Source organism: Arthrobacter echini, from assembly GCF_008107445.1.
Taxonomy (GTDB): domain Bacteria; phylum Actinomycetota; class Actinomycetes; order Actinomycetales; family Micrococcaceae; genus Arthrobacter_D; species Arthrobacter_D echini_A.
This window is the reverse complement of sequence record NZ_VSLD01000003.1, coordinates 97,861-119,448: the sequence shown is the minus strand read 5'-3', so window position 1 is coordinate 119,448 and position 21,588 is coordinate 97,861. Positions and strand designations below refer to the sequence as shown.

The window sequence follows — 21,588 nt, the reverse complement described above, 5'->3', positions numbered from 1 at the left end:
AAGCTGTTCCCTTGAGTGCCGATGCGTCCACCCGTCGGATCGTCACGGCGCCCGGCGGGGTCGGTGGGCCTCGCTAGTCTTTGACAGGTACCCGACCCCCGTTCACCCGAGGAGATCCATGCGCCGCCCCGCACCCCACATCGTGCTGGCCGGTGTCTGCACCCTGGTCCTGGCCGGCTGCACGGGTGGTTCCCTGATCGGCGTCCTGGACGAGGAACAGCAGGGCCAGGACGTTCTGACCATCCAGACGGATCTCGACGGCATCGACCTCGCAACTACACGACTCCTGGCCGAACGCGACGGTGTGGAGTACTTCGTGGCGCGGCCGGAAGCCGGGGCTGAAGCCGGCGGCGGAGCTGCGGACACCGTCTGCCTGCTGGTCGAGGAAGGGATCGGCGTCGGGCTCGAGTGTGGACCCCTCGAACGCGGCGCGGCCGGCCCGACCATCCGCGACAGCCGGGTGACGGTGGTCCTGCTGCCGGACGACATCGACAGGAACGATCTGGCCGATCAGGGCTTCGAACTGCTGCACCCCAATCTGGCGATCAGACCCGCCGGCGCGGAATGAGTCTGCAGCTGACCTGACGACCCCGTCGACGCTGCCGGGCCAGGTGCGCCCGCTCCGGCAGGAGGCCGGTCCGGGAACGACCGGCGCCGGTCCGACGCGAAGGTCACTGACACCGATGCCGTCGCTGCGTCCGACTGCCTATAATCGGGGGTGCTCACAGCAGGAGTGGACCTCGCCGCAGAACCGAGGGGGACCGCCCTCGCCGTCCTGGACTGGTCGGGCTCGACCGTCACGGTGGATGTCCGCGTCGGGGTGACCGATACCGATATCGCCGCGACGGCGCCCGGGGTGGAGAAGCTCGGCATCGACTGCGCCTTCGGGTGGCCCGATGACTTCGTCACGTTCATCACGCGGCACGCCCGGGGCGACCGCGTCGAGCTCGCCGACGACGAAGGCATGGCCTGGCGCCGACGCCTGGCGTACCGAGCGACCGACCGCGCCACGCGGGCCATCACCGGACGCTGGCCCCTGAGCGTCGCCACGGACCGGCTGGGGCTGACCGCCATGCACTGCGCCGTCCTGCTCGACGCCGTCACGGACGCAATCGGGGAACCCGTGGACCGGTCGGGTGCCGGCACCGCCGTCGAGGTGTACCCCGCGGCGACGCTGCGCGGCTGGCAGTTCGACACCCGCGGCTACAAGACCGACGTCGGGGCTCGCCGGATTCTCGTCTCCCGACTCCTCGACCGCGCGCCCTGGCTCGGGCTCGACGACGCAGCCGAGGAACTCGTGGTGGCCTCCGACGACGCGTTCGACGCCGTCGTCGCGGCCCTCGCCGCCCGCGCCCACGCCCTCGGACGGACACATCCCGTGCCCCCCGGGTATCAGGACCAGGCGCGCCGCGAAGGCTGGATCGCGCTGCCCGTGGGACGGTTGGAGGATCTGGCTCCCTAGCAGCGTGGCTGTGGACGGAGCCGGAGGGAAGGCCCGGACAGCGGAGGAAGGACGGCATCCATGGACCTGACGGAGTACGCAGCTGGCCTGTATGTCCTTCCGCTCGATCGCTTCATCAGCGCGCGGAACACCGCTGCGAAGGACGCCACGCAGGCCGGTGACAGGGAGCTGGCAGCCAGTCTTCGAGCGCTGCCCAAACCGTCGTCGGCCGCCTGGCTCGTGAACGTCCTCGTGGTGTACCGCAGTGACCAGGTGGAGGAAGTGTTGGAGCTCGGCGCCTCTCTCCGGAAGGCGCAGGCCGACGCCGACAGCGCGCGGCTGCACGCACTCGGGCAGCGACGTCAGCATCTCATCGCCGCCGTCGCGGGTCGGTCCCTCGAGGCAGCAGCGGACATCGGGTACGAGGTCGGCGCCGCCGCCCTGCCCGGCGTCGAGCGCACCTTGCGAGCGGCTCTCGCGGACCCGGCCGCCGCAGCCGCCGTGCTGACCGGGCGCCTCATTCGCCCCCTGGAGTCAGCGGGCTGGGACCCGGTGGATCTGGACGGCGCGGTCGCCGGACCGTTCAGCACTCCACCAAGCGATGACGACTCCGCTGACGCCCAGCACAGCGCGGAGCGGGAGCCGGCCAGGGCGCACGCATCGGGCACCAGCACGCTGACGGAACGACGACGCGCGAAAGCCGTTGCCGACCTCGCCCGGGCCCAGGCCGAGCTCACGACCGCCGAGGAAGGATCGGCTGAGTCGCGGCGGGAAGCTCGACAGCCGGCACAGCGGCGCACGCGGATCATGGCATCGATCAAGGATCTCGAGCAACAGTTGGGGTCGCTGCGCGCGGAGCTCACCAGTATCGACGCCGCCGACTGCACGCACGCTGCGGCCGAGAAGCGCGTCGTCGAGGCAGGGCACGCCGTCGAGACGGCCGAGGCGGCCCTTCGCGCGATGGACGCGGCCGAACCCCCGGCAGACGTCAAGGACACGACACGACGTCACTGAACGATGCCCGGGGACGCAGCAGACACACCCTGGCAGACTCGAGCCATGAGGTTCACGCAGAAGATCCAGCAGTATCTCGGACTCGATCGACCACCGGTTCTCGAGCAGTACCGGACGTCGCAACGAAGCGCGTATCTGATCTGCAGGACATGCCGAGCATTCATCGACGTCGAAGGTCAGAAATTGCACACGGACTGGCATCGGACGACAGGGACATGAACGGGCGCAGAATCCGGTGGCGTCAGGTGCCGCGGTTCAGCTCGAGTTCGGCTTCCTGTGCGAGGCACTGGAGCAGTGTGCGGTCCTCGAGGCCCAGGATGCGCGGTTCCGTATCGAGGATGCACATGCTGCCCACGAACCATCCTCCGGGTCCACGAAGCGGCAGGCCGGCGTAGAACCGGACGAACGGGGGTCCGACGACGAACGGATTGTCACGGAAGCGCGCGTCCGAGCCGAGATCGGGCACCACGAGGCCGCCTTCGGCCTGGAGAGTCGTGTCGCAGACGGAGAACTCTCTGGCGACATTGCGGGGAAGGGGTCCGACGAAGGACTTCAGGAACTGCCGATCGTCCCCGATGAGCGAGATGACCGCCGACAGAACGCCGAAGGATTGCTGGGCGAGGCGCGTCAGCCGATCGAATCGTTCTTCATCGCCGGAATCGAGCAGACGGGTCCTGTCCACCGCCCGAAGTCTTTGCCGCTCCTTCGCCCGAGCTGCGACGGAAGATCCTCGTGGAACGGAGGGGATCGGCGTGGCGTGCTGAAGAGGCAGTGGCAAGAAGGTCCGCTCGGAGGGTAAGCAGTGCAGATAAGTTCGCTACAGCAACCATAGGCTGCCTCCCCAGGATCGCCAAGAGGTCATCGCGCGATCCCGGAAGCCCCACCATGCTCGTGCACACGTCGGGAGGCCTGAGGAATAACAGGGGTTCCCAGCCGTTGTGCTGGGCATGACTGAGAACACGACAACCACGCCAGGGACCACGCGCAGCACCATCGGCTTCATCGGCAGCGGCAACATCGGTGCGCAGCTCGCGCGCCTCGCCGTCGGCCGGGACTACCGGGTGATCATGAGCAACTCGCGTGGTCCTCAGACACTGCAGGACCTCGTCGGGGAGCTCGGCGCCGGAGCCCGCGCCGGAACGACCGACGACGCCGCGAACGAGGGCGATATCGTGGTCGTCACCATCCCGCTGAAGAATCTCGACGCCGTCCCGGTCCAGCCGCTCGCCGGGAAGCTCGTCATCGACACCTGCAACTACTACCCTGAGCGCGACGGGCAGATCGCGGAGCTCGACGACGAGATGACCACGACGAGCGAGATGGTGCAGGATCACCTGCCCGGTTCCTCCGTGGTGAAGGTGTTCAACAACATCCAGTTCTCGCAGCTGACCACGGACGGTTCGCCCTCGGGCACCCCCGGACGCCGTGCATTGCCGATCGCCGGGGACGATTCGGATGCCAAGCAGGCCGTTGTCGAACTGCTCGACGAATTCGGCTTCGATGCCGTCGATGCGGGATCGCTCGCGGAGGGCTGGCGTTTCCAGCGGGACACCGCGGCCTACGGGCCAGTGCTCGACGCCGACGGCATGCGCGAAGCGCTCGAAGCGGCGAAGCGCTACGCCGACATGGACTGACGCGGCTCTGCCCCGGCACGGACTGACGCCGACATGGAGTGACGCCGTCCGTCCGGATCAGTCGGAGCAGCGGAGGATGCGCCTCCAGAACGGGATCCGCGCCGGTGTGGGTGGTGCAGCGGCCTCGGCCGCCCGCCGCACCACCTCCCGGCGCTCCCGCCAGCGCTCCAGCTCGGCGTCGACGTCGCGCAACCTGGTGATCACGGGAGGTCCGCCGAGGAGCTGACGGCGCGCGTCGATGACGCGGTAGTTGAAGTCCTCCAGGATCTCCCGCACCTGCGCCGGCGTGTACTGGCGGTCGAGGCGATCGTCGAGCTCGGCGTCCTCCGTTCGCAGCAAGATGGCCTGCGGTCCCAGCCCGGTGATGTTCTCCCGCTGGATCAGGCCCTTGACCCACCAGTCCGGATCATGTGCCGCCCCCAGACCGGGGATCGGCTTGCCGGCGAGCGCGAGGGTGTCGAAATCCCCCCGGGCCACCGCCCGGTCCACGATCAGGCGGGCCCGCTCCGCCTCGTCCTCTCCCGGGCGCAGCGGCGCCATATCTCCGCTGACGGGCTCGCCGTCGTCCCTCTGGCGCTCCAGTTCGGCCAGCGCATCAGCCGGATCTACTGCGCCGTCACGCGCTGCGCGGTACTGAGCCGCTTTCCGCAGCCTTTCCCCCTGCTCCCCTGACCTGCTGATGGTGTTGCCCTTCCGCGTCGCCCGTGCCGGTCCTCCAAGTATTCCGGGGTGCCCGAGACGCGTGCAACCGATTCTCCTGCCGACGAACGCACCCCGGGCGGGACACCCCGAGGTGGGACATCCCCGGGGCGCCGGCCCGCGGATCCTAGGTGAGCCAGACCGTCGTGTCGGCGGGCACCCGTCCGCCCTCGAGGGGCGAGCTGCTCAGCAGGACCGTACCCGAGGGAAGATCCACCGGCTCGGGGCCGAAGTTGGTCAGACTCCTCCATCCGCCGGGCCGGACGAAGTGGAGCACCCCGGATGAGCCCTCCACCCACTCGAGGCTCTCCGTGCCCTGCAGCGCGCCCCGCAACTCGAGCGCGCGGCGATAGAAACCCAGACCGGAGCCCGGGTCGTCCTCCTGCACGTCGACCGCGTATCCGCCGAACCAGGCGGGCTGCGGCAGGTGGGCTCCGTTGCCACCGAACCCGAAGGACGTGCCGGCGGTGGTCCAGGGCAGGGGGACACGGCAGCCGTCGCGGCCCACGTCCACCCCCGTGTTCCGGAAGAACGTGGGATCCTGGCGGGCGTCGTCGGCGATGTCGGCGACCTCGTGCAGGCCGAGCTCCTCCCCCTGGTACAGGTAGGCGGAGCCGGGCAGTGCGAGCATCAGCTGGGTGGCAGCCCGGGCCCGGCGTTCACCGAGCTCCCGGTCCAGCGCACTTTCGGGCCCGCCGTCCAGCAGCCACGCGCGACCGTCCTGGCTCGAACCGTCCTCCGCCGGCGGCAGTCCGTAGCGCGTCGCGTGGCGGACGACGTCGTGGTTGGAGAAGACCCAGGTAGACGACGCGCCCGACGCGGCGGCTTCGGCAAGATTGCCGGTGATGATGTCGCGGAACTGGCCGGCGTCCCAGTCGGCCCGGAGGAGATCGAAGTTGAAGGCCTGTCCGAGGCCCTCCGGGCTGGCGTAGCGTGCACGCCGGTCGGCATGCACCCAGGCCTCGGCGACGGCGGTGCGCGGCGGCGTGTACTCGTTGAACACGGCGCGCCACTCCTCGAAGACCGCATGGACGTCGTCGCGGTCCCAGAACGGGTGCTGCCCGTGTGCGTTCTCCCCCTCCGGGGCGAGTTCCGCCTTGGACGGCAGCGGCTCCGTCATGTCCTTGGTCAGGGCGTGCGCCACATCCACGCGGAAACCGTCGACACCGCGGTCCGACCAGAACCGCAGTGTCCGCAGGAAGTCGTCACGGACCTCACGGTTGTCCCAGTTCAGATCCGGCTGCTCCCGGGCGAAGATGTGCATGTACCACTGGCCGTCCGGGGTCCGCTCCCAGGCGGGCCCGCCGAAGACCGAGTCCCAGTCCGAGGGTGGCTCGGAGCCGTCGGCGCCCTTGCCGTCGCGGAAGATGTACCGCTCGCGCGCCGCGGAACCCCGCGGGGACGCCAGCGCCTCCTTGAACCAGACGTGCCGGTTCGAAGTGTGGTTCGGCACGATGTCCGCGATGCACTTGATGCCAGCCCCGTGCAGCGCCGCGATCATCTCGTCGAAGTCCTCGAGCGTACCGAGCCTGGGATCGACGTCGCGGTAGTCGTCGACGTCGTACCCGCCGTCCGCGAGCGCGGAGGGGTAGAACGGGCTGAGCCAGCCGGCGTCGACCCCGAGCTCCTGCAGATACGGGATCCGGGAGGTGATTCCCCGGAGATCGCCGATGCCGTCCGCGTCGGAATCGGCGAAACTCCGCGGGTAGATCTGGTAGACAGCCGCCTGGCGCCACCAGTCGGGATCCTGCATACGCTCGGCCTGCTGGGTGGCGCCGGACGCGGGCACCTCGGGCTCGGCGGCGTCGGACGGGGCGGTGGAAGGCACGGGCGGGGTTCCTCTCGAGGAGCTGTGTGGACGACGACGTTGCGGGATCCTGAGGGACCTCTGGCACCACGCCGACGATCCTCTCTACGGCAGGAGGGGCGGCGATGTCAAAGGGCGAGCGCGGAATGATCCCTCCCTCCCATCGCTTACACCTCGTATGACAACACTCGCAATCATCGGAGCAGGACGCGGCCTCGGCGCTGCTGTGGCACGCCGTTTCGGAGCCGAGGGCTTCTCCATCGCCCTCATCTCCAGGAACCAGGGCAAACTGGATGCCCTCGCGGACGACCTGGGCAAGGAGGGTATCCACGCACGGGGTTTCGTCGCCGACGTGCGAAGCCCCGAGTCGATCGCGACGGCGCTCGAGGCCGCCACCGAGACCCTCGGCCCCATCGAGGTGCTGCAGTACAGCCCGCTCCCGCAGAAGGACTTCATGCGGCCCGTCCTGGAGACCACCCCCGCCGATCTGAAGGGGCCCATCGAGTTCTCCATCTACGGCCCGGTCGCCGCTGTGCACCAGGTGGTGCCCGGCATGCGGTTCCTCGGTGAGAATCGTGGCACCATCCTCTTCGTGAACGGCGGGTCGGCGGTGAAACCCGGCCGCTCGGTCACGGGCACGTCCGTGGCCTTCGCCGGCCAGGCCGCCTACGTGCAACTGCTGAACGAGGTGCTCGGCGAGGAGGGCATCCAGGTGTCACAGCTCATCGTCGGGGGGCGCATCATCGAGGGCGATGCGGAGAAGGATCCCGCCGTGCTCGCCGAGATCCTGTGGAAGCTCCACACGGACCGCGACACCTTCCGCCATCAGGTCAGCGCCGACTGACCGTCGCACCCGACCACTACCCACCGCTTTCGACCAGCTGGAGGATTCATGAAGATCGCACTGCTCGGCGTCGGACGCATGGGGCACGAACTCGGCGTGCACCTGCTCACGGCGAACCACGAGGTCAGCGCCTGGAACCGGACCCCTGCCAGGGTCGACCGACTGGTGGAGGCCGGAGCCACCAGGGCGGAATCGCCTGAGGATGCCGTCCGCGACGCGGATGTAGTGCTCACGGTGCTCTTCGGTCCGGATACGGTGCGGGAGGTGGTGCTGTCGGGTCTGGACCTGCCAGCTGATGCGGTCTGGCTGGACGTCACCACGGTCTCCCCCGCTGACGCGCTCGAGTTCACGGACTATGCCACGGCTGCCGGGATCCGGTACGTCCACGGTCCGGTGATCGGCAGTCTCGCTCCGGCCAGAGCCGGTCGGCTCGGCGTGATGCTCGGCGGCGCGGATGCGGATCTCGACGTCGTCGAACCCCTCGCAGCGCTATGGGCCGACGACGAGCGTCTGCGACGCGTCCAGACTCCGGCCGCTGCGGCAACAGGGAAACTGCTCGCAAATCTCGCCCTGGGCGTCACGCTGCAGGGCCTGGTCGAGGCACTCCGTCTCGGGAAGGCCAACGGGCTCGACGCCGCAGCCGTGCTCGAACAGCTCGAGGGCACCGGGCTGGCGGTCATCGCCGGCATGAAGGGCGCTGTGATCACCGGAGGGACGTTTGAGGACACCCAGTTCTCCGCGGATCTGCTCGCGAAGGATCTCCGGCTCATGCTGCGCTCGTCCGAGGACCCGCTGCCCGCGGTGACGGCTGCCCTGCAGTCGCTGACGGACGCGCAGCGCAGCGGGTCGGGTGACGATGACATCGCGGTGATCGCGAAGCCCGAGCTGGGCTGACGCGGAGCCCGTTCAGGAGCGAACGACGTCGCCCGGGGGCTGCCATGCAGCAGCCCCCGGAATGCCGTTCGCTCAGTCGACCTGCGGGAAGCCGAGGTCGATCTTCGACGTCGACGGGTCGGGCCACCTGGTGGTCACGACCTTGCCACGCGTGTAGAACCTGATGCTCTCCGGCCCGTACATGTGCGTATCGCCGAAGAGCGAGTCCTTCCAGCCGCCGAACGAGTAGGTTCCGACGGGCACGGGGATGGGCACGTTGACTCCGATCATCCCGGCCTCGGCCTCGAACTCGAACTGGCGGGCGGCACCGCCGTCGCGCGTGAAGATCGCAGCACCGTTGCCGTACTGGTTCTCGTTCACCACGCGCACCGCGTCCGCATAGGTCGCCACCCGGACCACGGACAGCACGGGTCCGAAGATCTCGTCGTCGTACACCTTCATGCCCGGCGTCACGTGATCCACGAGGGAGACGCCGATGAAGAAGCCGTCGGAGTCGAACTGCTGCTCGGTACCGTCCACCACCACGGTGGCACCCTCCCCGGCAGCGTTCTTCACGTAGGACGCCACGCGGTCACGGTGCTCGGCGGAGATGAGCGGGCCCATCTCGGAGCTGTCGTCCGTCCCGGCGCCGATCCTGAGGGAGCCCATCCGTGACGTCACGGCGTCCACGAGATCGTCGGCGATGTCACCCACCGCGACGACCACGCTGACCGCCATGCACCGCTCCCCCGCTGACCCGTAGGCGGCGGAGATCGCGGCGTCGGCAGCCATGTCCAGATCGGCGTCGGGCAGCACCACCATGTGGTTCTTCGCACCGCCGAGGGCCTGCACGCGCTTGCCGTTGGCTGCGGCGCGGGAGTAGATGCTCCTAGCGATCGGGGTGGAACCGACGAAGCTGACGGCCTTGACCTCGGGGTGGTCGAGGATGTGCTCCACGGCCTCCCGGTCTCCCTGGACCACGTTCAGCACGCCGTCGGGCAGTCCCGCCTCGGAGAAGATCTCGGCGATGAACAGGGACGACGACGGATCCTTCTCGCTCGGCTTGAGCAGCACGGTGTTGCCGCAGGCGATCGCACTGCCGATCATCCACAACGGCACCATGGCCGGGAAGTTGAACGGAGTGATGCACGCGACCACGCCCACGGGCTGGCGGATCGAGTGGACGTCGACGCCGGTGGACGCCTGCTCCGTCCGCTCACCCTTGAGCATGTGCGACAGACCCGTGGCGAACTCGATGTTCTCGAGACCCCGGGCGATCTCACCCTCGGCGTCCGAGAGCACCTTGCCGTGCTCACTCGTCAGGATGGCCGCGAGCTCGGACTTCCGCTCCGTGAGGAGCTGGCGGACCCTGTAGAAGACGGCAGAGCGCTTGGCGAGACTGGCCGAGCGCCAGGCCGGCAGGGCCGCCGCAGCAGCGGCGACGGCCTCGTCCACCCGCTCCGGCGAGGCGAAGGCGACCTCTTTCTCCTGCTCCCCGGTTGCCGGGTTGTAGACCGGGCCGTAACGCTCGGCGTCGGAGATGCGCTTGCCGTCGATGTAGTGCGGAATCTGTTGCATGGTGATCCTTTCGAAGTGGAGCGGGTACTAGAGCGTGCCGTCGACGAGTTTGATGATCATGGAGCAGTCCTTGCCGCCCTGGCCGTCGTCGAGGAGTCGCTGGAAAAGCTGCTGGACATGCTCGCCGATCTCGAGCGGCGTCTCGGTGTCACGTGCCGCGGCGATCGCGAGGCCGATGTCCTTGTTCGCCAGCTCAGCGGTGAAGGTCGGAGCAAAATCATTGTTCGAGGCGGCCGTGTCCACGACGCCGGGAACCGGGTACCAGGTGCGAAGGGCCCAGCTGTCGCCCGAGGACACCGAGGCGATGTCCCAGAACACCTGCTTGTCCAGGCCGAGGCGATCGGCGAGCACGGCGCCCTCTGCCGTGGCCGCGAGATTGATGAACAGCATCAGGTTGTTGCAGATCTTCGCGGCCTGCCCCGTGGTGGCGCCACCCGTGGGAATGATGTTCTTCGCCATGGGCTCGATCATGGCGGTGGCGTCCTTCACGGCGCCCTCCTCGCCCCCGATCATGAAGGTCAGGGTGCCGGCCTTCGCGCCGCTGATCCCCCCCGAGACGGGCGCGTCGACGAAGCGGAAGCCCTTGTCGGCTGCCGCCTCGTGGAGGGCAGCAGCCGATTCGACGTCGATCGTGGAGGAATCGACGAGGAGCGTGGAGGTCTCCGCGTGCGCGAGGACGCCGTCGTCGCCGAGATAGACCGCGCGGGCGTGCTCACCCTTGGGCAGCATCGTGAAGAGAACGTCGACGCCGTCGACCGCTTCGGCGATCGAGGAGACCGCGGTGAGGCCACCTGCCTCGGCCGCCGCCAGCGCGTCGGCATTGAGGTCGAACCCACGCACCGTGTGACCTGCCGCGACGAGATTCGCGGTCATGGGACCGCCCATGTTCCCGAGTCCGATCCAACCGATCGTTGCCATCTTCAAGCTCCCTTGCTCGTGAGATTCCGTCGATCCCACCTTCTCCCGCTGCTAGGGTGCGATCAAGGGAAGAATTCGAAGACGCGATGCGCATTAATGCACAACACTCGGCGGGAGGGGCTCGATGGTCGACTTCCGCCGCCTGCCCAGTCCCGACGATCTCCTGATCCTCCTCACCGTCGCGAGGCTCGGTCGGTTCAACGCGGTCGCGGAGACCCTCGGCACCACGCACACCACCATCTCGCGTCGCATCCTCGCGCTGGACAAGCAGCTCGGCGGCCGGACCCTGGAGCGGACGCCGCAGGGCTGGGAGCTGACGGCACTCGGTGTGGATGCCGTGGCTGCGGCGGAGGCGATCGAGACCAGCCTCGGCGAGCTGGATGCCCGCCTGTCCGACTCCGACGTGCTGACCGGGCTCATGCGGGTCAGCGCGCCCGACGGTTTCGGCGCGCGCTTCGTCATGCCCGCCCTGGTGGAGATCCAGCGGGAGAACCCGCGGCTCGACGTCGAACTGCTCAGTGCCACCCGCAAGGCGAGCCAGAACCGCTCCGGGGTCGATCTCGAGATCGTGGTGGGTCGCACCGAATCCGTCAATGCGGAGCCGATCTTCCTGACCAACTACTTCCTGCGCCTCTACGCCAGCGCCGGGTACGCGGATCGCCGTGGCCTGCCCGGGCGCCTCGAGGACATCCGTCACCACAGCTTCGTCTCCTACGTGGAATCGGCGTTGCAGGTCTGGGAGCTCGGCCACCGCTCCTCGCAGCTGCCCCTTCCGGTCACGTCCTTCCAGGCCACGAGCATCTTCGCGCAGGTGGACGCCGTCCACGCCGGGGCGGGTATCGGGCTGCTGCCGAGCTTCATGGTCCCGGAGGGAAGCGGTCTGGTGCCGGTCCTCCGCGACGATTTTCACCGCCAGCTGCCCATCTGGGCCATCGCGCGCCCGGAGTCGCTGCGGTCCACCGCGGTCCAGGCCGTGGTGGCGGCCGTCCGGCACCAGATCACGGAGCGGGCGGGCGAGCTCGGCGCCTGACGGCCGGCCCTGATCGGCCCGCACCACAGGGTCGACGACGGCGCGGACCTGCCGCCGTCGTCGCCCCTACGTGACTCCCGTGTGGTGCCTGCCCTACTTCGTCCTGCCGGCCAGGAGCTCGGCGGTCGCGCGCGCATCCGCCTCATCGACGTCGAGCAGCGAGATGCCGCGGGTCTCGCGGAGTGCGAGGACGGCGACGATCGTCACACAGCAGGCGAGCAGCAGGTAGATGGCCACCGGGGTTGATGAACCGTAGTCCCGAAGGAGGGTCGCGGCGATGATCGGAGCCAGCGAGCCGGCCACGATCGAGGTGACCTGGTATCCGAGAGAGACTCCCGAGTAGCGCATGCGGGTGGGAAACATCTCGGCCATGATGGCCGGCTGCCCGGCGTACATCAGCGCGTGGAACATCAGTCCGATGGTGACGGCCGCCAGGATGATGAAGTCGTTGCCGGTGTCCATCATGGGGAAGGCGAAGAATCCCCAGGTGGCGCCGAGGACGGCCCCGGCGAGATAGACCGGCTTGCGGCCGAACCTGTCCGAGTAGCGCCCCACGATCGGTACGGCGCAGAAGTGCAGGGCGTGGGCGACGAGCAGCAGCAGCAGGATCTTCGTGCGGTCCTCCCCGACCTCGGTGCTGAGGTACGTGATGCTGAAGGTGACCACCAGGTAATACAGGATGTTCTCGGCGAAGCGCAGACCCATGGCAGTGAAGACGCCGCGGGGGTAGCGCTTGAAGACCTCGACGACGCCGTAGCCCTTGGCGCCCTCGACGACCTCCTTCTGCGCGTCGAGGAAGATCGGGGCGTCGCTGACCTTCGTGCGGATGTAGTAGCCGATGATGACGATCACGGCGGAGAGCCAGAAGGCCACGCGCCAGCCCCAGCCGAGGAAGGCCGCGTCGTCGAGGACGGCGGACAGGCCGAACAGGACACCCGTGGCGAGCAGATTGCCCATGGGGACGGCTGACTGTGGCCAACTGGCCCAGAAGCCGCGACTCTTGCTGGGGCTGTGCTCGGCGACCAGCAGCACGGCTCCGCCCCATTCACCGCCGACGGCGAAGCCCTGGATGAAGCGCAGCACCACGAGCATGCCGGGCGCCCAGTAACCCACCAGGTCGAAGGTGGGCAGGCAGCCCATGAGGAAGGTGGAGGCACCCACGAGGATGATGCTGACCTGCAGAAGTTGCTTGCGTCCGTACTTGTCGCCGAAGTGGCCGAACACGATCCCGCCGATGGGGCGGGCCACGAATCCGACGGCGTAGGTCAGGAAGCCCGCGATGATCGCGTCGAGCTCCGACTCGGCGTTCGGGAAGAAGACGCTGGCGAAGACGAGCGTGGCGGCTGCGGCGTAGAGGAAGAACTCGTACCACTCGACCACCGTGCCGGCCATCGACGCCGCAACGACCTTCTTCAGCCCCGATTCCTTGACGTCGGGCTCCTGCCGTTGCGGGGGTGTGTGCTGCGCTGAACTCATCCTGGCTGCTCCTTCGAAGTCTTCGTCGACTCGTATCATCGTGTGCCGCGTCGCTCGCCGCCATGCTCTCTGTTGTGACCGAGCACACACCGGGGCAGTTCGAGTATGACGTCGGGCCGGGGCGCGATCAACGCTCATTCACGCAGAGCAAGTGTGCGTTTACGCACGGCATGCTCGTCGTGGACGCGGTGGACGCGGTGGACGCGGTGGGGGCGCCTCACGCGCTGTGCACGCGCACGAGCCAGGAGGACGTGGTGCACCGGCCGTCGTCATCACAGCCCGCAGTCAGAACCGATCCGTCCGCACGGACTCCGAGCGTGTGGGCAGAACCTGCCGCGATCGCGACAACGTCGCGCCAGGACGACACCTCGCACTGGCCCCGGCTGTTGTCTCCTGCAGCCAGAACCCGACCAAGGGCTGTCACCGCGACCGTGTGGAAGCTGCCCGCTGAAACCGCGACGACGTCACGCCAGGATCCTGCGTGTGGAGCGATCGCAGCTTGGTTGCCGGCCACGAGGACGCAGCCCTCCGTGGTGAGCGCGACCGTGTGCAGGCAGCCCGCCGCGATCGCGGCAACGTCGCGCCAGGACGACACCTCGCACTGGCCCCGGCTGTTGTTTCCGACGGCTACAGCCGTACCGGCTGCACGGAGCCCCACCGAGTGCCAGTCCCCCGCGGCGACCGCGACCAGATCCTCCCACGTCTCGACCTCGCAGGCTCCCTCGCCGCGTCGACCGACCGCTCGGGCTGTCCCGTCCTCCAGAACCGCGAGGGTTCTTCGCCACCCGGCAGCGATGCCGGCAACGCCCGTCCAGTCGTCGACGTCGCACTGCCCCTCGTTGTTCCAGCCGCGCGCGACGACGGTGCCGTCCGCGCGGAGGCCGACGGTGTGCGAACGGCCCGTGTTCGACGCGGTGTGCACGTTCCCTGCGGCCACAGCGACGATGCCGCTCCAGTCCCCGACCTTGCACTCGTCCGCTTCCGACCGGCCCGCGGTCAGCACCGAACCATCGGGGGCCAGTCCGACGGAGTGGCGCCGACCGGCAGCGATGACAGCACCGCTTCGATTGATGGTCACCGACGAATTGTCCCAGGGTCGGTGCGAGCGGCCGATCCAAGTGGTGCGCCGAGCCGCCGAAAACCACCAGTAGACTTCGACCATGCTGGCCGTTGATGCCCCGACTTCGAGAAAGATGCGCCTGTGACGTTGCAGGGGGAGAAGCTCGACCAGGAGGAATTGCTGCAAGAACTGGCTGATCGGGCCGAAGCAGCACGGGGTTCCGTGCCGCACGCCCTCACCCTCGCGGCCCACCTCGGGGTCACTGCCCCACTGCCCGGCTCCGGGCGGACGGCTGACACCTGGCGCCTCCTGAGCACCCTCGCCGCAACGGATCTGTCCGTAGCGCGGGCTGTGGAGCCCCACCTCGATGCCCTCGCCATCCTCGACCAGGCCGGGCGGTATGAGGCCGACACCGCCGCGACCTGGGGAGTCTTCGCCGCGGAAGGGCCCGGGGTCGCCCTCACGGCGTCGACCGGCCCCGACGGCTGGACCCTGACCGGGACCAAACCCTGGTGCTCGCTCGCCGACCACCTCGATCACGCGATCGTCACTGCGCACGTGGGCGACGGCGAGCGCCGCGCCTTCGCCGTCGACCTCCGCGCCGACGGGATCCTCATCGACCCGCCCGATGCCTGGGTGAGTCGCGGCCTGATCACGGTGACCAGCTGCTCCGTACACTTCGACGGCGCTGCCGCGACACCGGTGGGCGGAACGGACTGGTACCTGCACCGCGACGGGTTCGCCTGGGGTGGGATCGGTGTTGCAGCATGCTGGCTGGGCGGCGCGCTCGGGATCGCCAGGACCATGCTCGCCGCGGCCGGGCGCCGTACCCCGGACCAGGTGGCACTCCTCCACCTGGGCCGGGTCGACGCCGCCCTCCACGAGGCCAGGACCGTGCTCGGGGAAGCCGCGGACGCCGTCGACACCGGCCGTGCGTCCGGTCAGGACGGCGCCCTGCTCGCCGCCCGCGTGCGGTCCTCGGTCTTCCGCTGCGCCGAGCTGGTGCTCGAGGCAGCCGCGCACGGCCTCGGGCCCGCTCCCCTCGCCTTCGACGAGGCCCATGCAGCACGCGTGGCCGACCTGACGCTGTACCTGCGCCAGCACCACGCCGAACGCGACGACGCCGCGCTCGGCAGCAGAGTGCTCGCCCGGGCCGCCGAGGGGAACGTAGCGTGGTGAGCTTCGCGCACGACGACGACAGCACGCCGGAGAGCCACTGGAGGACCTGGGAGCAGGATCGCTCCGGTGCGGATCTGCAGATCGAGGCTCTCTTCGACGGACGCCTCCCGTCCCGCTTCATCCTGCTCGCCGCCCACCCGGACGACGAGACCCTCGGTGCGGGCGGACTCCTCGCCCGGCTGGCCCGCGAGGGCGTCCGGTGCGACGTCGTCGTCCTCACCGACGGCGAGGCGTCCCATCCTGACTCCCCCACCTACTCGCGGACACAGCTGGCCGAACTGAGGCGCACGGAAGTGGCCAACGCGGTCCAGGTGCTCGCTCCAGCGGCCGCGCTGAGCTTCGAGGGTCTGCCCGACGGCGGCATCACACAGGAGGACGCCGCCGCGGCACTCACCCGCCTCCTAAGCGAGGGGGAGGCGCCGCGTACCCTGGTCGCGGCTCCGTGGCGACACGACGGCCACACCGATCACGACGCCGTCGGACGTGCAGCGGCAGAGGTGTGCGAAGCCCACCAGGCACCCCTGCTCGAGTACCCGATCTGGCTCTGGCACTGGGGCACGGCTGAGGAGCAGGCGGACCAGCTCGCGGACCTGTCACTCCGCCACCTCGACTCCGACGACCACACCCGGAAGACCTCCGCCCTGGCCACCCACGTCTCCCAGGTGGCCCCGTTGTCCGCAGCGCCCGGAGACGAAGTGCTTCTCTCAGCGGACTTCCTGGAGCACTTCGACCGCAACTACGAGGCCTTCTTCGTCTCGGAGGGGTCCTCCACCTTCGAACGGCTGCATCAGGACAAGGCCGATCCGTGGGAGGTGGCCGAGCGCTTCTACGAACGGAGGAAGCGCTCGCTCACCATCGCCAGCCTGCCCCGGGAGCGCTTCTGCCGCACGCTCGAGGTCGGCTGCTCCGTGGGAGCACTGACCCGGGAGCTCGCGACCGTCTCGGACAACGTCCTGGCCCTCGACACCAGCGAGACCGCTGTCCGCCGCACCGCCGAGGTGCTGAGCACGAACGACGCCGCCGAGGCCCGGCTCGCCACCGTGCCCCGCGACTGGCCCCGCGAGGACGGACCGTTCGACCTCGTGGTGCTCTCCGAGACCGGGTACTTCCTGTCCTCCGACCAGCTCGACGAGGTGATCGCGCTGATCCTCGCGTCCCTCGACGAGGACGGTGTGCTCGTCCTGTGCCACTGGCGCCACCCGATCGAGGGGTGGGAGCTCGACGGCGCCGATGTGCACGAGCGAGTCCGCCGGGTCCCGGGACTGACCACCCTCGCCCTGCACACGGAGGAGGACTTCCTCCTGGAGGTCTTCGTCCCGCCCCCCGCCGACTCCGTGGCACGACGCGAGGGCCTGCTGTGATCCCCGGCCAGCTCGCCGTCGTCCTGCCGGCCCGCGACGAGGAGGACTGGCTGCCGGCCTGCCTCGCGGACCTCGATGCCGCGCGTGAGCACCTCCAGAGCACCGTTCCGCGCACCCCGGTGAGCATCACCGTGGTGCTGGACCGGTGCACCGACGGCTCTGCGAGCGCTGCACGCAGCATCCCGGGCGTCTCGGTCCTCGCCGGCAACTTCGGATCCGTGGGCGCCGCGCGCGACGCCGGTGTGCGCTTCGCGCTGGCCCGCTCGCAGGCCCTGCCGGAGCGGACCTGGATCGCCAACACCGACGCCGACACGCTCGTGCCCCGGGACTGGCTCGTCCGGCACCACCGGCTCGCCGTCCACCACGATCTCGTCCTGGGTACCGTCCGCCCCACACTCACCCCCGACAACGCGGAACGGTGGCAGCGGTGGGCGGATGACTACGTTGCCGCCGACGGCCACCATCACGTCCACGGTGCGAATCTGGGGATCAGGGGCAGCACCTACCAGGAGGTGGGCGGCTTCGCACCCCTCACCGAGGACGAGGACGTCGATCTGGTCGGGCGCGCAAAGCTCGGTGGCGCCGCCTGGATCGCGTCGGGACAGCTGCAGGTGACGACGTCGTCGCGCACTGTCGGTCGTGTTTCCGCGGGCTTCTCGACCTACCTGCGGATGCTCGGCTGACGGCACACAGTGGCGTGTCCCGTTTTGTCCACAGCATCTGCTAGACAGTCAGTGTCACCTTTCGAACCTCGTGCCTGGAGCGGGTCGCAGTGACCACTCATGGGGGATGAGGACAAAATGCGATTCGGGGACATGCTGCGGCGGGCACGCAATGCCAGGGGACTGAGCCAGGAGGAGCTGGGGTCGGGAATCTACCCGCCCCATTTCGTCTCCCTCCTGGAGCGTGGTCAGCGTCAGCCCTCCGCCGAGATGGTGCGGCACTTCGCCGCGGTGCTCGGCATGGAGACGCAGACCCTCTCCTGGTGGGTCGAGCCGCCCACCGTGGAGGACGCGCCCGCCCTTGCCGCGGCGATGTTCGCCGCCAATCATGCGCGCGACCTGCAGGATGCCGCACTGGCTGCGTCGGAGGCCGAATACGCCGCCGGCCTGGCCCGCGACCAGCGCAACGCACCCGTCTGGTGGGACATGTCCATGCTCCAGGCGCAGTCGCTGATCACCGCCGGCAGGCTGGAGGAGGCCGAAGCCGTCCTGCTGCGGATGGACGGATCCTCGCTGCTCGTGGCCGACCCCGCACTCCACTCGGTGGTGCAGGGGCGCCTGTCCACGATCGCCCGCACCACCGGGCGGCTCCTCGAGGCGCTCGACCTCGCACACCGGTCGGTGGAGTCGGCCTCCCTGCTCTCCGAGCACTCCCCCACCCGGCTCCAGGCCGCCTTCATCCTCATCGCGGCGCTCTCGGTGAAGGGCGAGCTCGACGCCGCCTGGGAAGTGGCTATCGGGTTGGACATCGAGGATGTGCCCGCTGTGCCGTCCCTGCTCGTGGCCCGCGGGGCATGGGCCATCGGCAATGTCGCTTTCCGCCGCGGGGAGATCGAGATCGGCCGGGAACAGCACGCGCTGGCCGCACGCCTGCTCTCTCCGCGGGCGGATCTGGAGGCATGGGCCGAGTTCCATCGGGCGAGCGCCATGTTCGCGCTGCAGGCAGGAATCGCCGACGAGACCGTGCGGACCTCGCTCGACCATGCACGGGCAGGTGCGCAGGTCCTGCAGAATCCGCGCTACCGGTTCGAGGTCATGATCGTCGAAGCGTATTTCGCCCTGCTGCACGAGGATCTCGAGACCGCGGGCGAGCTGCTGACGGAGGTCGACGACGGCCGCGCGCTCCTCGACTTCGAATCGACCCTGGACCTCGAGATCTGCCTGGGTAACTACTTCGTGGCCCGGAGCTCCGTGGCGCGGGGCGTCCGGCATCTGCTCGAGGCCGCCCGCCTCTGTACGGAGGCCGGGGCCGACGAGAAGGCCCATGAACTGATGGACCAGGTGGGCCTTCTCACGGCCTGATCACGATCTCGCTGCCGCATGCTCTTGCCGCCTGATCATTGCCCGGTGGTGGCGGCAGCGGGACGCTGCTCGGCTTCCGGTGGCTCGACGACCACCGCATCGGCCGGCGCAGGATCCGACCCACGGAGGAAGAAGGCCCCGAGGGAGCCTGCCAAGGTGGCGAAGACCCCCACCGAGTACATGGCCAGCAGGACCTGGAGAATCCGCCCGAACGTGGTCGAGGACGTCAGCCCGGAACCCGTGATCGTTGCCATCGCGGATTCGAAGAGCGCATCGGCATACGACTCATGGGCCCCGGTGGCGTAGAGCAGCTGGCTCGAGGCGAGGATGACCACGGCGGTGACGGCGATCAGCCACCCGATGCGGCTCGAGAGCAGGCGGCCCGCGGACCGCGAGCCACGGACACCGGCGGAGATGATCCCGCCGAACCGCGCGAGCCTGGCCACCCTGACGAACCGGAGGGCCTGCAATGCGCGGAAGAAGCGCAGGAACGGCACGAGGAGGAACACCACCTGCCACCAGTTCTTCTTCCAGAAGCGACCGCTGAACTGGGCGATGTAGGCCCTGAGGAGGAATTCGGAGACGAAGACCGCCCAGAACACCCATCCGAGCACCGTGAAGGTGGTCACCATGCCGGCTTCGGTGGCCAGGAGCTGCCCGAGGACGACGAAGAGGAAGATCACCCCGAGGATGCCCATGGGTTTGTCGAGCCGGGCCGCTACGACCTCGGCGCGCCATTCGCCCTCCTCGACGGACGCCGTCGTTGCCTCGTCGTTCACGCGCGGGGGCTGGGGTATCCGACGACGCCGCTCAGCGCCGCCCCTGTGCCGAGCGAGCTGTGCGGGATGACGCTCAGGGTCCCGTTGGTCTCCAGCACGACGGCGCCGATGGTGGACAGGTCACCCGTCCCGGAGACCCGGACGGCCTGGAACACTTCGGACTCGGTGAGTCTGTTCCGCCTCAACTCCTCGTGCTGCAACCGGCCGCCCATCACCAGGGCCGTGGGCCGGGCGGTGATGGTGTTGCGCGCCGCGGGCCAGCGTGCGGAGACCCACGCCACGAGGAACTGGAGGCCGGCCAATAGCACGAGAGCCGCGAGGCCCTCGGCGTACGCGACATCGGAGCTGAGCAGGATGGTCGCCAGGGTGGATCCGAGGGCCACCGTGATGACGAAGTCGAAGGCGTTCAGCTGACCGAGGGTCCTCTTGCCCGATACCCTCAGGAGGCCGACGAGGGTGGCGTAGGAGACGGCTCCCACGATCAGCACGCGGAGGATGTCGGCCCAGGAGTCGAACCACACGGCGGGCGCTATCCCCTCGGGGAGAATGGTACGTTGCGGGCTCCGGTGTTCGTCATGATGGTCTCCTCCAGCTGAGCTGTATCCGTGCGGGCACAGAATCGACAGTACGCTGAGCAGTTCGGGGGTCGCCACCTGCCGTCTGGATCGACGATCGAATATCGTGGACGTGGTCGACGGCGATCCGCAGTTGCGACACATCAGCCCACACACCCCGCACAGGCGGGATCCCAGAAGGAGAATCCCCATGATCGGTTTCATCGTCGCCGGACTCATCATCGGCGCGCTCGCACGCCTCATCAAGCCCGGGAAGCAGAATCTCGGTCTCCTCGCCACGCTCCTGCTCGGCCTTGCGGGCTCCGTCATCGGCGGCCTCATCGCGAATCTGGTGGGTACCGGGGGCGTCTTCGAACTCAACATCTTCGGCTTCATCGTGGCCGTCATCGCGGCGGTCCTGCTGATCGGTGTGGCAGAGGGTATCGCGGGGCGGCGCAAGGTCACCCGCTAGAGATCGACGGTTCCATCGAAGGGGCAGCTCCGGTCGCCCCTTTGCTGTGCCCGTCGATCGTGCCCGACACCGGGCCTGCTCCATCATCGGCCACCGGGCGCGCCGCGGGGCCGAGCCTCGGATCGTTCCCAGTAGCCGCGCTCGGAGAGTGGGAAGGAACGCCCCTCCCCACCGCCCGGTCTCGAGCAGTGGGAGCGAGCGCCGCGCGGAGTAGAGCATGCCGTCGTTCCCAACTGAGGGGCTCGAATAGCGGGATCGAACGCTGCGCGGAGTGGAGCCTCTCGTCGCTCCCATTGATCGGGCCTGAGCAGTGGGATCGAAGGCCCCTCCCCACCGTGCGTCCTTGAGCAGTGGGATGGAACGCCGCGCGGCGTGGAGCATGGCGTCGCTCCCAGTGACCGGGCCCGAGCAATGGGAGGGGACGGCCGCATCCCGTCGTTCTCAGCGAACGAGCCTGAGCAGTGGGAGGGAGCACCCTCGCCGAGTGGAACATCCCGTCGATCCCAACGAACGAGCCTAGTAGTGGAAGGGAGCACCCTCGCCGAGTGGAAGATTCCGTCGATCCCAGTGAACTGGCTTGAACAATGGGATGGAACACCCCTCCCCACCGTGCGTCCTCGAGCAGCGGAAGCGAGCGCCGCGCGGAGCAGAGCATCCCCTCGATCCCAACGAACGAGCCTGAGCGGTGGGAGGGAGCACTCCGCGGGGTGGAGCCTAGCGTCGCTCCCAGTGCCCCGGCCCGAGCAGTGGGAAAGAACGACCCTCCCCACCGTGCGTCCTCCAGCAGTGGGAAGGAACGCCGCGCGGCGTGGAGCATCGCGTCGCTCCCACTGCCTGGGCTCGAG

General features: G+C 68.9%; 21 protein-coding genes. 12 read left to right on the top strand and 9 right to left on the bottom strand.

What is annotated here, in order from left to right:
- Positions 1 to 118 precede the first annotated feature (118 nt).
- From FQ377_RS07600 to FQ377_RS07590, 3 genes are all read left to right on the top strand, one after another.
- On the top strand, positions 119 to 568 hold the full coding sequence (locus tag FQ377_RS07600) for a hypothetical protein (protein ID WP_148600656.1): 450 nt from the start codon (positions 119 to 121) through the stop codon (positions 566 to 568).
- A gap of 150 nt (positions 569 to 718) precedes the next feature.
- The gene (locus FQ377_RS07595; RefSeq protein WP_148600655.1) at positions 719 to 1,462 is read left to right on the top strand and encodes a DUF429 domain-containing protein; all 744 of its coding nucleotides are present in this window, start codon (positions 719 to 721) and stop codon (positions 1,460 to 1,462) included.
- Positions 1,463 to 1,522: 60 nt separating this feature from the next.
- A complete protein-coding gene (locus FQ377_RS07590) occupies positions 1,523 to 2,455 on the top strand; it encodes a hypothetical protein (RefSeq protein WP_148600654.1) in 933 nt (310 codons plus the stop codon).
- A gap of 241 nt (positions 2,456 to 2,696) precedes the next feature.
- On the opposite strand, the gene FQ377_RS07585 is transcribed toward FQ377_RS07590, so the two are convergent.
- Positions 2,697 to 3,137: a GAF domain-containing protein gene (locus FQ377_RS07585; RefSeq protein ID WP_187393292.1), complete on the bottom strand. Its 441-nt coding sequence runs from the start codon at positions 3,135 to 3,137 to the stop codon at positions 2,697 to 2,699.
- A gap of 265 nt (positions 3,138 to 3,402) precedes the next feature.
- Here FQ377_RS07585 and FQ377_RS07580 point away from each other — a divergent pair, with 265 nt between their 5' ends.
- A complete protein-coding gene (locus FQ377_RS07580; RefSeq protein WP_148600652.1) occupies positions 3,403 to 4,089 on the top strand; it encodes an NADPH-dependent F420 reductase in 687 nt (228 codons plus the stop codon).
- A gap of 57 nt (positions 4,090 to 4,146) precedes the next feature.
- On the opposite strand, the gene FQ377_RS07575 is transcribed toward FQ377_RS07580, so the two are convergent.
- Positions 4,147 to 4,629 (bottom strand): DnaJ family domain-containing protein, encoded by a 483-nt coding sequence (locus FQ377_RS07575; protein WP_148600651.1) that lies wholly within the window; start codon positions 4,627 to 4,629, stop codon positions 4,147 to 4,149.
- Positions 4,630 to 4,915: 286 nt separating this feature from the next.
- The gene (locus FQ377_RS07570) at positions 4,916 to 6,541 is read right to left on the bottom strand and encodes a glycoside hydrolase family 13 protein (RefSeq protein WP_148600951.1); all 1,626 of its coding nucleotides are present in this window, start codon (positions 6,539 to 6,541) and stop codon (positions 4,916 to 4,918) included.
- 232 nt (positions 6,542 to 6,773) lie between these two features.
- On the opposite strand from FQ377_RS07570, the gene FQ377_RS07565 reads away from it, so the two are divergent.
- Both FQ377_RS07565 and FQ377_RS07560 read left to right on the top strand, forming a co-directional pair.
- Positions 6,774 to 7,439, top strand: coding sequence for an SDR family NAD(P)-dependent oxidoreductase (locus FQ377_RS07565; protein WP_148600650.1), 666 nt, complete (start codon positions 6,774 to 6,776; stop codon positions 7,437 to 7,439).
- 48 nt (positions 7,440 to 7,487) lie between these two features.
- On the top strand, positions 7,488 to 8,333 hold the full coding sequence (locus FQ377_RS07560; protein WP_148600649.1) for an NAD(P)-dependent oxidoreductase: 846 nt from the start codon (positions 7,488 to 7,490) through the stop codon (positions 8,331 to 8,333).
- Between the two features lie 72 nt (positions 8,334 to 8,405).
- Here the strand turns inward: FQ377_RS07560 and FQ377_RS07555 are convergent, their stop codons facing one another.
- Both FQ377_RS07555 and mmsB read right to left on the bottom strand, forming a co-directional pair.
- On the bottom strand, positions 8,406 to 9,890 hold the full coding sequence (locus FQ377_RS07555) for a CoA-acylating methylmalonate-semialdehyde dehydrogenase (RefSeq protein WP_148600648.1): 1,485 nt from the start codon (positions 9,888 to 9,890) through the stop codon (positions 8,406 to 8,408).
- A gap of 27 nt (positions 9,891 to 9,917) precedes the next feature.
- Positions 9,918 to 10,808 carry a 3-hydroxyisobutyrate dehydrogenase gene (gene mmsB, locus FQ377_RS07550; protein ID WP_148600647.1) on the bottom strand — a complete coding sequence of 297 codons (891 nt, stop codon included), beginning with the start codon at positions 10,806 to 10,808 and terminating at the stop codon, positions 9,918 to 9,920.
- Positions 10,809 to 10,932: 124 nt separating this feature from the next.
- Here mmsB and FQ377_RS07545 point away from each other — a divergent pair, with 124 nt between their 5' ends.
- The gene (locus tag FQ377_RS07545; protein ID WP_148600646.1) at positions 10,933 to 11,838 is read left to right on the top strand and encodes a LysR family transcriptional regulator; all 906 of its coding nucleotides are present in this window, start codon (positions 10,933 to 10,935) and stop codon (positions 11,836 to 11,838) included.
- Positions 11,839 to 11,931: 93 nt separating this feature from the next.
- On the opposite strand, the gene FQ377_RS07540 is transcribed toward FQ377_RS07545, so the two are convergent.
- Together FQ377_RS07540 and FQ377_RS07535 are read right to left on the bottom strand one after the other, a co-directional pair.
- Positions 11,932 to 13,314 (bottom strand): MFS transporter, encoded by a 1,383-nt coding sequence (locus FQ377_RS07540; RefSeq protein ID WP_148600645.1) that lies wholly within the window; start codon positions 13,312 to 13,314, stop codon positions 11,932 to 11,934.
- A gap of 217 nt (positions 13,315 to 13,531) precedes the next feature.
- The gene (locus FQ377_RS07535; protein WP_262364334.1) at positions 13,532 to 14,392 is read right to left on the bottom strand and encodes an RCC1 domain-containing protein; all 861 of its coding nucleotides are present in this window, start codon (positions 14,390 to 14,392) and stop codon (positions 13,532 to 13,534) included.
- Between the two features lie 123 nt (positions 14,393 to 14,515).
- Between FQ377_RS07535 and FQ377_RS07530 the strand changes: the two genes are divergently transcribed.
- The 4 genes from FQ377_RS07530 (at position 14,516) to FQ377_RS07515 (ending at position 18,938) form a co-directional block, all read left to right on the top strand.
- Entirely contained in the window at positions 14,516 to 15,553 is a 1,038-nt protein-coding gene (locus FQ377_RS07530) for an acyl-CoA dehydrogenase family protein (protein WP_148600643.1), read from the top strand.
- Positions 15,550 to 16,914: a PIG-L family deacetylase gene (locus FQ377_RS07525; RefSeq protein ID WP_222861854.1), complete on the top strand. Its 1,365-nt coding sequence runs from the start codon at positions 15,550 to 15,552 to the stop codon at positions 16,912 to 16,914. Before FQ377_RS07530 ends, FQ377_RS07525 begins: the two co-directional genes overlap by 4 nt.
- Positions 16,911 to 17,597 carry a glycosyltransferase family 2 protein gene (locus FQ377_RS07520; RefSeq protein WP_148600641.1) on the top strand — a complete coding sequence of 229 codons (687 nt, stop codon included), beginning with the start codon at positions 16,911 to 16,913 and terminating at the stop codon, positions 17,595 to 17,597. Before FQ377_RS07525 ends, FQ377_RS07520 begins: the two co-directional genes overlap by 4 nt.
- 117 nt (positions 17,598 to 17,714) lie before the next feature.
- Positions 17,715 to 18,938: a helix-turn-helix domain-containing protein gene (locus tag FQ377_RS07515; protein ID WP_187393291.1), complete on the top strand. Its 1,224-nt coding sequence runs from the start codon at positions 17,715 to 17,717 to the stop codon at positions 18,936 to 18,938.
- A gap of 35 nt (positions 18,939 to 18,973) precedes the next feature.
- Here the strand turns inward: FQ377_RS07515 and FQ377_RS07510 are convergent, their stop codons facing one another.
- Positions 18,974 to 19,717 carry a hypothetical protein gene (locus FQ377_RS07510; protein ID WP_262364333.1) on the bottom strand — a complete coding sequence of 248 codons (744 nt, stop codon included), beginning with the start codon at positions 19,715 to 19,717 and terminating at the stop codon, positions 18,974 to 18,976.
- The gene (locus FQ377_RS07505; protein ID WP_148600639.1) at positions 19,714 to 20,238 is read right to left on the bottom strand and encodes a DUF421 domain-containing protein; all 525 of its coding nucleotides are present in this window, start codon (positions 20,236 to 20,238) and stop codon (positions 19,714 to 19,716) included. Before FQ377_RS07505 ends, FQ377_RS07510 begins: the two co-directional genes overlap by 4 nt.
- 244 nt (positions 20,239 to 20,482) lie before the next feature.
- On the opposite strand from FQ377_RS07505, the gene FQ377_RS07500 reads away from it, so the two are divergent.
- Positions 20,483 to 20,743 (top strand): GlsB/YeaQ/YmgE family stress response membrane protein, encoded by a 261-nt coding sequence (locus FQ377_RS07500; RefSeq protein WP_148600638.1) that lies wholly within the window; start codon positions 20,483 to 20,485, stop codon positions 20,741 to 20,743.
- The last annotated feature ends 845 nt before the right edge of the window (positions 20,744 to 21,588 follow it).